This window comes from Paenibacillus sp. 2KB_22, assembly GCF_052115745.1.
Taxonomy (GTDB): domain Bacteria; phylum Bacillota; class Bacilli; order Paenibacillales; family Paenibacillaceae; genus Paenibacillus.
The window spans coordinates 317,560-331,663 of record NZ_JBFRHG010000002.1 but is presented as its reverse complement, the minus strand read 5'-3'; the positions used below and the strand labels follow the sequence as shown (position 1 = coordinate 331,663).

The 14,104-nt window shown below is 48.8% G+C and carries 9 protein-coding genes; all 9 read left to right on the top strand.

Features of this window, described 5'->3' with window-relative positions; translation table 11 throughout:
* The first annotated feature begins 172 nt into the window (after nucleotides 1–172).
* Nucleotides 173–2,917: a CHASE3 domain-containing protein gene (locus AB4111_RS12355; RefSeq protein ID WP_442031858.1), complete on the top strand. Its 2,745-nt coding sequence runs from the start codon at nucleotides 173–175 to the stop codon at nucleotides 2,915–2,917.
* Between the two features lie 426 nt (nucleotides 2,918–3,343).
* Nucleotides 3,344–4,966, top strand: a complete 1,623-nt coding sequence (locus AB4111_RS12350) for a PucR family transcriptional regulator (protein WP_091019529.1) — start codon at nucleotides 3,344–3,346, stop codon at nucleotides 4,964–4,966.
* Nucleotides 4,967–5,205: 239 nt separating this feature from the next.
* The gene (gene pucL / locus AB4111_RS12345) at nucleotides 5,206–6,711 is read left to right on the top strand and encodes a factor-independent urate hydroxylase (RefSeq protein WP_442031857.1); all 1,506 of its coding nucleotides are present in this window, start codon (nucleotides 5,206–5,208) and stop codon (nucleotides 6,709–6,711) included.
* Nucleotides 6,712–6,716: 5 nt separating this feature from the next.
* Nucleotides 6,717–7,088 carry a hydroxyisourate hydrolase gene (gene uraH / locus AB4111_RS12340; protein WP_442032757.1) on the top strand — a complete coding sequence of 124 codons (372 nt, stop codon included), beginning with the start codon at nucleotides 6,717–6,719 and terminating at the stop codon, nucleotides 7,086–7,088.
* A gap of 43 nt (nucleotides 7,089–7,131) precedes the next feature.
* Nucleotides 7,132–8,535, top strand: coding sequence for an allantoinase AllB (gene allB, locus AB4111_RS12335; RefSeq protein WP_442031856.1), 1,404 nt, complete (start codon nucleotides 7,132–7,134; stop codon nucleotides 8,533–8,535).
* Nucleotides 8,532–9,839, top strand: a complete 1,308-nt coding sequence (locus AB4111_RS12330) for a M20 family metallo-hydrolase (RefSeq protein WP_442031855.1) — start codon at nucleotides 8,532–8,534, stop codon at nucleotides 9,837–9,839. The genes allB and AB4111_RS12330 overlap by 4 nt, the downstream gene beginning before the upstream one ends.
* A 6-nt stretch (nucleotides 9,840–9,845) precedes the next feature.
* Complete coding sequence (locus AB4111_RS12325) at nucleotides 9,846–11,087, top strand: pyridoxal-phosphate-dependent aminotransferase family protein (RefSeq protein ID WP_442031854.1); 1,242 nt, start codon at nucleotides 9,846–9,848, stop codon at nucleotides 11,085–11,087.
* Entirely contained in the window at nucleotides 11,081–12,676 is a 1,596-nt protein-coding gene (ggt, locus tag AB4111_RS12320; protein ID WP_442031853.1) for a gamma-glutamyltransferase, read from the top strand. Before AB4111_RS12325 ends, ggt begins: the two co-directional genes overlap by 7 nt.
* 91 nt (nucleotides 12,677–12,767) lie before the next feature.
* The gene (locus AB4111_RS12315) at nucleotides 12,768–14,090 is read left to right on the top strand and encodes a 5'-deoxyadenosine deaminase (RefSeq protein ID WP_091019519.1); all 1,323 of its coding nucleotides are present in this window, start codon (nucleotides 12,768–12,770) and stop codon (nucleotides 14,088–14,090) included.
* Nucleotides 14,091–14,104 lie beyond the last annotated feature (14 nt).

Here is a 14,104-nt window from a genome sequence, read left to right as displayed (position 1 = left end):
CCCAAATGAGCAATATAGATCAATGAAGAGGACGACCTGCACAAGCAGGTCGTTTTTCTTATGCTTACCGATGAACTTAAAGCTTGTCAGACTATACGTATCCATATAAACTACATATGCACCAGTTTTAATATAATGGAATGGGATTCGTATATATTTGGAGGTTTCCGCGTTGTCAAAAACGAGAAGATTTACGATACGCTCCAAAATTCTATTGGGCTATCTTGTGGTTGTGCTTTTGTTTGGAGCTGTTCTGTTAGTGCTTACGGCCCAAATTAATGTGCTACAGAAGGAAAATGATTTTATCTCTCATCATGATCTGGAAGTACATAATCTGACCAACGCAATTGAAAAAAATGTCTTGAATATGGAGACAGGACAGCGTGGATTCATGATTACAGGCAATGAGAGTTACTTGGAGCCTTATTCCCAAAGTCTGTCCCAGTGGAGTTCCAACTATGATCAGTTGAACGCTCTCATTAGCGACAATCCTTCACAGCAGCAAAGCTTGCAAAGCATCAAAGCCCATATTACGCGCTGGATAGAGATTGCTGGGGAGCCGTTGGTGGAGTTGAAAAAGCAAGGGGACCAAGCAAAAGTTGTTGCTTTCTTTCAATCTGACCCGGGTAAAACTGAAATTGATCTAATTCGCTCCCAACTTACCACCTTCCGAAACACGGAGATCGCTCTGACCGAGGCGAGGGTTACTGAGCTTGCCAAACGCAGTTCCACACTGTTGACAATTATGTATACGCTGTGGGGGGTTATCGCGGCGTTATCAATTGCTGCGGCTCTTGTGATATCAGGCAATATCGTCAAAACGTTGCGAGATGTTATGCAGACGATCAGTGATATCTCCAAAGGTGGAAACCTGAAACAGCGAATTCAGGTGCGGACACATGATGAAGTGGGGGACCTGGGCCACGAAACTAACAAATTACTGGATGAAGTACAAGAACAGAATCGGGTCAAAGATCAGATCGCGGGGATTGCCACACTCTTGCAGAACCCGACCAATCTGGAGGGTTTGTCCCGCTTGTTCCTGAACGAGCTTGCCATGTTGTTTGAAGTGCCTTACAGCGTCTTATATTACTGGAAAGACAATCGACTGCTACGCGTGGCGGCGTATGCTGCGGATGGAGAGAAAGAACGTTCGCTCGGTAAAGTGTCGCTTGCCCCAGGTGAGGGGCTTGTAGGTCAAAGTGCTGTGGAGAAGCGAGTCTTGCGCATGAATGATCTGCCACAGAATTATATTCGAATCTCTTCGGGTCTCGGATATACATCTGCCACCTCTCTTACCGTAGTACCCGTCCTCTTCGAAGGCAGAACCATTGCGGTCATTGAGCTTGCTTCAATGAAGCCATTGCAAGAGAATGATATGAAGCTGATGCAAGAACTGGCGGATATTTTTGGTGTTTCTTTACACTCGACCGTCACTCGCATGGAATTACAGCAGTTATATGATGAGTCACAAGTTCTGAATGAAGAGTTACAGGCACAATCGGAGAAACTTCAGTCTCAGACCGAAGAAATGCTGTCTCAGACGGAGGAACTGCAAATGCAGACCGAAGAGCTTCATATGCTTAATGAACGCCTGGAAATACAGAAGAGCGCTGCTGAGACATCAGCCAATGAACTTGCAGTTGTGGCAGATCAGTTACGAACAAGCTCGGGGTACAAATCCGAATTCTTGGCGAACATGTCTCATGAACTGCGGACACCGCTTAACAGCATGTTGATTTTGTCTGAAATATTGTCTGAAAATAAAAATGAACACTTGAATAATGAAGAACAGAACTATGCTTCGGTCATTCACAAGTCAGGCAAGGACCTGCTGAATCTGATCAATGATATTCTGGATTTATCCAAGGTAGAGGCTGGGCAGATGGAAGTGGATTTTGATGATGTCTATCTGAGCAGTCTGCCTGAAGTCATGAACCAGTATTTCCTGAAAACAGCGGAACAGAAAAAAATAGATTTCCGGATTCAGCTCCAAAGTCCTTTACCAGAAACCATCGTGACGGATGAGATGAGATTGCACCAGATTCTCCGAAATCTGCTCTCGAACGCATTCAAGTTCACGAGTGAGGGTGAAGTTGCCTTAACCATCTCGAAAATGAGTCTGGCTCATCCTGAATTGAAAGATCAAGAGACCGACGTGATTGCTTTCTCCGTCAGTGATACAGGGATTGGCATTGCGGAAAACAAACTTCTACAGATCTTTGATGCATTCAAACAGGCGGATGGGGCTACGGCACGTAAATATGGCGGAACGGGACTTGGGTTGTCGATCTCTCAATCGCTTGCGAATTTGCTGGGGGGTTCAATCTCGGCTACAAGTCGTGAAGGACATGGCAGTGTGTTCACACTGTTCCTGCCACTGCGAAGAGATGAACCTGAGACTATGAATGCATCGCGGTTGTTCTTGAATGAAGTGGCTACCACTACACCTGAGGTCAATAAGCTTCCTTCAATAACTTCCGGACAATCTGATGTTTTATTGACACCTCTGGAAGAATCTTTGCTCAGTGGTCGTCAAGTGCTTGTTGTTGATGATGATATTCGAAATGTATATGCGCTGGCTAACGCTCTCGAACAATACGGCATGAATGTCATATCAGCCCAGAATGGGTACGAATGTCTGGAATTGCTGGAGCGTGGAGGAGTCAAGCCTGATATCATCATGATGGATATTATGATGCCGGAACTGGATGGTTATGAGACGACTCGCCAGATCCGTGAACGACTCGGCATGACCCAGCTTCCGATTATTGCACTGACAGCCAAGGCCATGAAAGAGGATCGGGAGAAATGTATTGCAGCAGGTGCTTCGGACTATCTCAGCAAACCGCTTAATATCAAAGATGTATTATCCCGTATGAAATTATGGATGAATCACGAAACCATGGAAATTTGATCATAATTGAACTAAAAGTTATTTACACTGACACTACGATGACAGAACAACCCTCCAATCGCTGTTATCCCCAGATTTTTTCGATTCCCTTTTTTAAAGGGGGAAATCCTGGGATAAAGGCGAACGCTTCGCTTTTTCAGGTTTTTTCTGCCCTCTCCGTTATCGTGTAAATGGATTACTTCAATGTTATGTGGATCATAGTAACTTATAAAACCTATGCTGATTACAGGAAAGTGCGCTGTAATTAGGTCATAGGTTTTATTTTTTTGCCGTGTAAGCTTTATTGAGACAGTTGATGTTATAATACTTAACAACAAATAAAAATTAAAGACTGGAATATGGATTTAATTCGAAAAATAATGTGAAATTTAGTTTAGCTTATTAGAATGAAATAATATCGTGTTATATATATGGGAGGTAGTGTCCATGCAACTTACGGTTAAAGAGGCTTTACAGGTATACCCGTTGTCCGAGGCCAAACTGGTTGCGGGTGGAGAAGGGACTTCACGGATGATGAAATCCGTTAATGTCATGGACGCTCCTGATATCGCGGATTGGATCAAATCCGGAGAAATGTTGTTCACCACCGCTTTTATTATGAAAGACAGTGAAACAGATGCACTGCGTTTGATGCGGCGCTTGAATGAACGTGGCTGTGCAGGGCTGGGCATTAAGCTGGGACGCTTCTGGCAGTCCATTCCCCAAGGCATTGTCGAGGAAGCGGATCGACTTCGTTTACCATTGCTGGAGCTTCCTTTTCAATTCACCTTCTCGGACCAGATGAATGCCTTGTTCAAGGCTGAACATGAACGCAGTAACCGATTGCTGCATGAGGTTGTGCAGAAGCAAAAGAAATTAATGCAGTTTGCACTGCAACAGCAGCCACACCGGAATGTGTTTGCCGAACTTGCCACGGTGTTGAACTATCCGCTTGCCGTCATTGGTTCACGTGGGCATGTGCTCTATGGCAGTGAAGGCATTGCAGGGGATGCTGTAACCCAGGGCTGGCCATGGAAATCCGTCATGCACCGAGTGAAATGGAATCAGGGAAGTTGTCATCGCGTACCGATCAAGCAGAATGATGAAGAATACGGATCATTGCTGGTATTTACCGATTCAGCCTTATCGCTTCGGGCAGAGGAGGAACTGTTCCAACAGGCTGCCGATGTATTGGCATTCTATATGGATATGACTTATCGCGAGCATATTAATCCAACCGTTCAAGATGAGATGCGTACGCTGCTTTCACAGTATCTGGATAACAAAATGACCATTCAGGAATTGACCACTTTGAGTGAAAACAAAGGTGTACATCTGTTCCAGGGAACTTATCAGTGCGTACTGATTACGCTTGAGCCGACTCTGTTCGCCGAGGGAAAGCTGCTTAAACAGATTCATCGTGAATTACAATACAATCCACTGATGCAATTCACGGCCTCACAGCATTTTCAGATCGAAGATGGCATTCTGTCCATCTATACCTGTCCAACAGGGAGAGACTATGGAGAGGAACTGTCAGGTTTTTTGTTGAACCGGTTCGGTGATGTGCTGGCAGCACAAGAAGCAAAAGGGGCACCGGCACCGCGTTTCTGGATCAGCAAAATGAAACACGAACCCAAATCGCTCCGTGAAGCGTACCAGGAGTGTCTGGATACCCGACAACTGGCTCGTCGATTCGGTATGAAGGATCGTGCTTTGCAATTTGAAATGCTCGAATTTGCCTATGTGTTCCAACATGTACCGGATAACATCATGGAGAACTACTGTAATAAAGTACTTGAACCGTTACTTGCCAGGGACGGTGATCCCAATCAGGTATTGATGAATACATTGGAGTCCTTTATCGAGAATGATGGATTGATCAATGAAGCTGCCAAGCAGCTGTTTGTACATCGCAACACGGTCACTTATCGTATGGAGAAAGTAGGCAGCTTGCTGCAAATGGACTTTAAGAAAACGAATGATCTGCTGAAATTAAAGCTGGTATTCACCTTCCGCAAGTTTGTGCGGGACAAAGCAGCTGCAAGACCGCACAATGTGCAACTCTAAACCGCGCATTGTGCAAGATGACAATGCTACTGGGTCTCAGACCCATGAACCGCATTCCCTTGATGGAATGCGGTTTTTTCATGTTTAAGGACAATAAAAGCTGAACTTCCCGTGCATAGCAAACAAATCACAACTCTGATGTTATGTTATATTACAAAATTGCGTAAATATTGTTGTCGCGATATTGAACGACACTTAGAATGAAGAACAATAATCCACAACAGACCGGAGGTTCTAACATGAGCGACTTAATTAAACTTGTTAACAACTGGTCTATCACGCAGTTCGTGCATACGTTTGGCGGCTTATTTGAGGAATCACCATGGGTGGCTGAACGTTCCGGGCTTTTACGACCTTTCGATTCATTTGAACAGATGATGAAAGTGATGAAGAATGTGGTTCAGGCATCGGATGACCAGGTGAAGTTGCAGTTGCTTCGAAATCACCCGGATCTTGGAGCACGAATCAGCATGAGCAGTAACTCCGTTCAAGAACAGGCAGGTGCAGGCCTTGATTCACTCTCGCAAGAGCAATACAACGAACTTCAACAATTAAACAAAGCATATACAAGCCAGTTTGGCTTTCCTTTCATATTGGCCGTAAAAGGCCATACCGCGAGCTCCATCCTCGAATCCATGAGGCAACGTCATCGCCGAGGCAGGGAAGAAGAATTCGAGACTGCATTGAAGGAAGTATTCAAGATTGCAGGCATTCGCTTGGAGCAATGGCTTGCACAGATCGGTCATGAACATGAGTTCGTGAGCAAGCCAGCCGCAGTGCAGCAGCGGACTATGTATTACGGAAAAGGGGATGTGTGGATGTACCGTTCCTACGCCAAACCGTTGACGGGTATACAGTCCATTCCGGAATCTCCTTTTATGGGACGCAGCAATATTCTGTTTGGATTAAACATTAAGGTCGCTGTGCAGGGCGATGAATTCTTGCCTTCTTTTGCAGAAGGGGATAATTCGCTGGTGGTCGCTACCGATTCGATGAAAAATTTTATTCTCAAACACGCAGCGGATTACACAGGGGCAACGGTGGAAGGATTTCTTGCGCTGGTAAGTCGTCGTTTCCTGGAGACGTATCCGCAGATGAGCAAGGTTCAGATGACAGCGGACCAGATTCCTTTTGAAGATATACCCATTGGATTAGAAGGAAGCTATCGACCGAGTACGCTCGTATTTCGTTATTCGCAGAATGATCGTGCGACAGCTGCCGTGGAAGCAGAACGAACAGGAGACTCAATCGAATTAAGCAACCATTTCAGTGGTGTAGCCGATCTGAGACTGATCAAAGTCAAAGGCAGTGAATTTGCCGGATTTATGCAGGATGAATACACCACTCTTCCAGAGACATGGGATCGACCGTTATTTATTTTCCTGAACATCAATTGGCGTTATGAAGATCCGAGAGATGGCATGGATGATCAGCGTGGACGGTATGTAGCGGCGGAACAGGTCAGAGATTTGGCTGCTGCGGTGTTTCATGAGTGTCGATCCGCTTCCATTCAACATCTGATTTACCAGATTGGACGAAGGTTGTTAAGTCGATTTGAGCAACTGAGTGAAGTTTCATTTGAATCCAACAATCGGACCTGGGAGACGGTGCTGGAGGAAGTGAAAGAGGGAGAAGGCAAAGTGTTTACCGAACCGAGACCACCTTATGGATTCCAGGGTTTCTCGATGACAAGGGTTGATCTGGGAACAGACGGCCGTGACGCCGAGAAAGAAGGTGATGTCTAGTGTCGATGTCTGATGGCCGAATTACAACACATGTGCTGGATACTTCCAAAGGCGTCCCTGCTGCGGGTGTTCGGATCGAACTGTATACCCTGAATAGGAATGGAGAACAGGAAAGCAAGACAAAAGTAGCTGAGTCGGTGACCAATGCGGATGGGCGTTTGGATGCACCGCTGCTGGATGGAGGCAAGTTGGAGCCAGTGATATATGAGCTTCAATTCCATGTTGAGAGTTATTACGCACATCGTTCATTGGAGGAGCTGGGGCAGGCATTATGGACTATCGTTCCGATACGTTTTGCCGTATCTGATGCCTCAAGCCATTACCATATACCATTATTGATTGCTCCAGGAGGTTACAGTACATACCGGGGAAGCTGAACATGCACATATCCGGTTCTGATTCAGGGGGAGGGTCATCCACATGACAACATTTGATACCATCATCCGGGGGGGCCGGGTGGTGCTGAGAGATCGGGTAGAGCAACTGGATATTGGCATTACTGGTGAAAAGATAACAGACATATCCACACGCCTGACCGCTGGCGAAGCGACTTGCATCATAGAAGCTGAGGGGCTTACAGTGATGCCAGGTGTCGTGGACATTCATGTACACTTCAATGAACCCGGACTCGCCAGTTGGGAGGGATTCCGGTCTGGTTCGGCAGCCCTTGCCGCAGGGGGAATCACGACCTATGTCGATATGCCGCTTAACGGCGTACCACCAACCACAAGGCCGGAAGCATGGGAAATGAAAATGAAAGCAGCGACAGACCAATCGTATGTTGATTATGCCTTCTGGGGAGGTTTGGTTCCCGGCAACCGAGATGAACTTGCTCCACTGGCACGGCTAGGGGCTGCGGGATTCAAGGCATTTATGTCCGAGCCGGGTGGAGATGGGGAAGACATCTTTGCCAGAGCTGATGACCATACCCTGCTGGACGGGATGAAAGAACTTGCAACATTAAACCGTGTGCTGGCACTTCATGCAGAGGACGAAGGCATCGTTGCCGAACATGCTACGAGAAGCATCGCTGAGGGGAAGATTGAACCGATGGATTATATCCGGTCTCGTCCTGTGGAAGCTGAAGTCGTCGCGGTTGCTCGAGCGTTGAAATACGGCGAACAGACCGGGTGTGCGCTGCATTTTGTGCATATTAGCACCCGGGAAGCGATAGATCTGATTGCAGCAGCCAAACGGCGTGGGCAAGACGTAACTTCGGAGACATGCCCTCATTATCTGACGCTGACCGAGAAGGATGTGGTCCGATTGGGTGCTGTAGCAAAATGCGCTCCACCTCTTCGCAGCTCTTCTGAACAGGAGCAGTTATGGGGTGCACTGACTTCAGGATTGATTGATGTTATTGCCTCTGACCATTCTCCTTGCCCGCCATCCATGAAACAATCTGATAACTTCTTTGAAATCTGGGGCGGCATATCCGGGGCACAAAGCACACTGCTAATCATGCTGGAGGATGGACATCTTCAGCGAAATATCGACCTCCCGTTGCTCGGAAGAGTGCTCTCTCTTCAACCTGCCAGAAGGCTTGGTCTGGAGAGTAAAGGGGAGATTGCAATTGGCATGGATGCAGATCTGGTTCTGATTGATTGGGAGAAGAGTACAAACCTGAACACGGAGGATCTGCTCTACACGCATAAACAGAGCCCTTATGTGGGACGTACCTTTAAGTGTCAGATTGCAGACGTATTTTGTCGTGGGCAGCGCGTCTACAACTCGGAATTTGGGTTATCTCATGTGCCTATCGGGCAACACATTGCGGCTTATTCTTCTAGTCCCATCGAAGCGGGAACGGAGGAGACGTCATGACGGAGTCTGGAGTATACCGGTCATCCGGTACCAATAACGCACCGCTTCCTTTGCCAAATGTGGAACAGGTGGAGCTGCAAGCCATGCTTGACTGGCTGTCGACATATGGTGCGGATGCACAGGGCGGCGTCACACGGCTGTTGTATGACTCGGCTTGGTGTGAAGCACAAGGTGCCCTTGCTGCCAAAATGCAGGAAAAAGGGCTGTCTCCCGAGTTCGACCAGTCCGGTAATCTGTATGGCACACTGGAGGGTGAGGGTAAGGGATCAGCGACTGGTACTGAAGAATTACCAATCGTCACCGGATCACATATCGATACCGTGGTGTACGGTGGCAAGTATGATGGTGCTTACGGTGTAGTGGCGGGTGTCCTTGCTTTGGAGTATTTGCAGAAGCATTTCGGAGCACCGAAGCGCACACTTCAAGTGGTATCCCTATGTGAGGAAGAGGGGAGTCGATTCCCTTTTGCATATTGGGGTTCACGCAGTATAACAGGAACAACGTCTCTGCAAGATGTGCAGCATTTGAGGGATCAAGATGGCGTTACCTTTGCACAAGCGATCCGCGATGCGGGCTTTGGACCCGATAGTGCATATAGACCGGCCGCAAAAAAATATGGTGCTTTTATTGAGCTTCATATTGAGCAAGGTCAGATTCTGGAACGTCTCGGACATTCGATTGGCGTTGTATCCGATATTGTAGGTCAGAAGCGGTTCAGTATTACGGTAAGCGGGGAAGCAAATCATGCGGGAACGACGCCGATGTCCTGGCGCAAAGATGCACTTGCTGGAGCAGCTGAGATGATTACTGCAGTAAGGGATATCGCATTGGAAGCAGGAGAACCGCTGGTAGCCACGGTTGGGCGAATCACTGCCGATCCGGGTGTTGGGAATGTGGTTGCAGCACGGGCGGTGTTTTCACTGGATATCCGCCATATCCGGCAGGAAAGTATTGATCGTTGCTGGCAGGATATGCTTCAGGCTTTTAGTCGGGTTGCAGCCGAGCAGCAGCTCGGACTGGACTGGGAAGAACATCTGTCGGTGACGCCTATTCCTATGAATGCAGAGATGATCTCAGACATCCAAGATACCTGTGAGCAGGAGCAGTTGTCCTATTGGCTAATGCCAAGCGGTGCGGGACATGATTCGCAGATTTTTCAGCCGGCTTGTCCGACAGCCATGATTTTTGTGCCGAGTCAGGACGGTATCAGTCATAATCCACTTGAATATACAGCTGAATCAGACCTGATGCACGGTTTTCGGGTTCTGGTCCGGCTACTATATAAATACGGTTACGGGAGTTGAATGCAGATGTCCAACTATAAAGAGTTATCTCCGTCCTTGCGGACCATTATGACCCCGGGACCGGTTGAAGTTGATCCACGTGTTCTCAGAGCATTATCCTTCCCGATCCTGGGGCAGTTTGACCCCGAGTTCACGTCCTTGATGAACGAGACGATGGCGATGCTGCGTGAGTTATATATGACAGATAACGAGTGGTGTTATCCGGTCGATGGCACATCCCGTTCAGGCATTGAAGCTGTGTTGGTCAGTCTGATCCAGCCCGGTGACAAAGTTCTCGTCCCGATCTACGGACGATTCGGACATCTGCTGGTTGAAATCTCGGAACGCTGTGGTGCAGAGGTCGTTTTCTTTGAAACGGAATGGGGGACGGTATTTGATCCGGAAGAGGTGATCAAGGCGATCCATGCCCATAAACCGAGTCTGGTTGCGATGGTGCATGGTGAGACTTCCACCGGTCAGATGCAGCCTCTTGCCGACATTGGCAAAGCCTGTCGCGACCTTGATATATTACTCGTCGTGGATGCTGTAGCAACGATTGGCGGGACTCCGGTGGAGACGGATGCCTGGCATCTGGATGCGGTGATGGGCGGAACGCAGAAATGCCTGTCCGTTCCTTCAGGGATGGCACCTCTCACGTACAACAGTCGTGTGGAACAGAAACTGATGAGCCGCAAAACTGTTGAACGCGGACTCCGAGACGCAACCAGTGCGCGGGCAGAAGGCCGCACCATTGCCAGCAATTATTTTGACCTGAGCCAATTACAGGATTACTGGAGTTCGGCCCGGCTGAACCACCATACAGAAGCCACCTCCATGCTCTACGGTCTTCACGAAGGATTACGTATTCTGCTGCAAGAAGGATTGGAGGCCAGGTTCCAGAGACACCTGGTGAATGAACGTGCGTTGGTTGCCGGAATTCAGGGAATGGGACTACAACTGTACGGGGATATGTCCAGTAAACTTCCGGTGGTCACCTGTATTACTATCCCGGAAGGAATTGATGGTGAGTCGGTGCGCAGCATGTTGCTAAACGATTTCAGCATTGAGATTGCCAGTTCATTCGGACCGTTGAAAGGGCAAATCTGGCGGATCGGTACAATGGGATTCAGCTGCCAACGCAAAAACGTACTTCATGTGCTGGGAGCGCTGGAAGCTGTTCTTCTCCGTCATCGTTACGTATTACCAGCCGGTGAAGCGGTGCAGGCGGCATTGGATGTGTATGCAGGGAAGGAGGGCGCTTTATGTTAAATCAGATGCCAATCTCCAGAGAGGTCATGGTTACTACTCCTCATTATCTGGCGAGTGCAGTGGGAAGCTCGATCCTCCAGCAGGGCGGGAATGCTTATGACGCTGCTGTTGCGGTCAGTGCAGCACTGGGCGTGGTATATCCGCATATGACCGGACTTGGCGGGGATGCCTTCTTCCTGATTCATGACGGAGCCAGCGGTGAGATTACCGCCTATAACGGAAGTGGTCGCTCAGCCGCAGGCATTCATGCCGATACGTTCAAAGCGATGGGTATGAATGCCATTCCTCAGCGTGGTGTACTTAGTGCCATCACGGTTCCGGGAATGGTCGATGCCTGGTGGGAAGTTTGGTTCCGGTACGGTAAGTTACCGTGGGAGCAACTGCTTGAACCTGCCGCGCAGTATGCGGAAAAAGGATGCCCTGTATCCCGGAATCTCCGCCTGTGGATGGAAAGGGATGAAGATTACATCATGGGGCATACACCGCTGCGAGCGGTATTTGCGCCTTTGGGTACACTTTTGCAGGAAGGCGATCTAATGATCCAGCCTGATCTTGCTGCCTCGATTCGTCTGATTCAGACAGAAGGGCGAGATGCTTTTTATACAGGAGAACTCGCGGATCGTCTGACTTCGGCTATTCGTGAGGATGGGGGCATGCTTGCACCAGAGGACTTTGCGGGTCATCAGGGAGAATGGGTGAAACCGGTCAGTACAGGTTATCGTGGCTACGAAGTTCATCAGATGCCGCCCAACTCGCAGGGTTTCTCCATGCTAATGATGTTAAATATGCTGGAGCATATTGATCTGTCCTCGGTTGCACGTACCTCACCGGAATTCTATCATCTGATGGCGGAAGTGGTAAAAAAGGCGTTTCGTGATCGTGACCAATATCTGACGGACCCGGATTTCAGAGACATTCCGCTGGAACATCTGTTATCCAAGGATTACGGAGACCAATTGTGGAATGAGATTCAGTCTGCTCCACCTGTGGCACAGCCGTTTTTGTCCAAAACGATAGGGCAGGACACAGCTTATGCAGCAGTAGTCGATAGCGAAGGTAATGCCGTTTCCTTCATTCAAAGCCTGTATTTTGACTTTGGTGCAGCCTATGTCCCAGGGGATACGGGGGTGATCATGCAGAACCGGGGGTCGTTTTTCTCCTTAGACCCGAGGGATGCCAACGTTTTGGAACCCAACAAACGCTCATTCCACACGCTCATGCCGGGCCTTGTTACACGAGATGGCAAACCCTATATGCTCGTGGGTACACAGGGGGGAGAAGGCCAGCCGCAGACCCAATTATCGGTGCTTACCGGCGTACTTGATTACGGGTTCAACATTCAGGAAGCGATCAGCTTGCCGCGTTGGGTGTATGGACGTACATGGGGCGAAGAAGGCGATACGATGCGTGTGGAGAACCGATATCACGATGACGTATGTGCAACCCTGGCCAAGTGGGGACATAACGTTGAAGCGAGAGCACCGTGGGACGGTATTATGGGACAGTCGCAAGGCATTGTCATTCGTGAGGACGGCATGATTAGCGGCGCGGCAGACCCAAGAGGCGATGGTATGGCTATTGGGTGGTAACAGTTACATGAACAGTTATAATTTCAACTGGATAATTACACGATAACAGCGAGTTGAACGATATAGACAGACACAGATAGGGGAGATTGGCATGGGAACGATCCTGCTGAAAGGCGCACAGCTTGTGACGATGAATGCAGAAGAGGAAGTGTTCATTGGAGATCTGTTGATCGAGGATAACAAAATCAAGGAGATTGCAACGCACATCGATGTTCAGGCTGACCAGGTCATTGATGCGCGCGGCAAAGTGCTGTTGCCAGGCTTCATCCAGACGCATATTCATCTGTGTCAGACCTTATTCCGTGGACGTGCGGACGATCTGGAACTGATGGATTGGCTCCGTCAACGGATCTGGCCGCTGGAAGCAGCGCATGATGAGGAGTCCGTGTATTATTCAGCAATGCTCGGACTTGGCGAATTGATCTCCAGCGGAACCACGACCATTCTGGATATGGAGACGGTACATCACACAGACTCGGCGTTTCAGGCGATGGCACAGAGCGGCATCCGGGTCATCTCCGGCAAGGTGATGATGGATCATGGAGACGAGGTTCCGGAACCTCTGCGTGAGAATACAGCAACTTCGCTGCAACAGAGTGTGGATCTGCTGGAGAAATGGAACGGGTTTGGCGGAGGTCGCATTCAATATGCGTTCTGTCCACGCTTTGTTGTATCGTGTACCGAAGAATTGCTGATAGAGGTACGCGACCTGTCCAATAAATATCATGTCAAAGTCCACACCCATGCCTCCGAGAATCGCGGAGAGATCGAACTGGTAGAACACGAACGCGGAATGCGTAACATCGTATACCTCGATCATATTGGTCTGGCTACCCCAAGATTGGTGCTGGCCCACTGTGTATGGCTGAGTGAGGAAGAGAAAGAGATCATCCGCAAGCGCGGAGTCAAAGTCACTCACTGTCCTGGATCGAATATGAAGCTTTCCTCCGGAGTAGCGGATATTCCTGATCTGCTGAATCGTCAGATCGCGGTTGGGATCGGGGCTGATGGTGCGGCGTGCAACAACAATCTGGATATGTTTCAGGAGATGCGCCTCACAGCGCTGATGCAGAAGATTCCTCATGGCCCTACAGTGATGGATGCCCGGACCGTATTGCGCATGGCTACCATGGGTGGTGCGGAGGTGCTCGGCTTGTCGAAGGAAATTGGCAGTCTCGAAGTGGGCAAAAAGGCAGATATGTTACTGCTGGATCTGGATGATTTCCACACGTACCCTTCTTATGAGACGGATGTCTATTCACGCGTGGTCTATTCCGCAACACGTAGTTGTGTGGACACCGTAATTATCGATGGCAGCATTGTACTCAAGAATCGCAAGATTCAGACAATTGATCGTGGTATTGTGCTGCGTGAGTCGGATAAAAGCATTGCGAGATTGATGAAGCGCATCTGATCGAAGGAAACGTA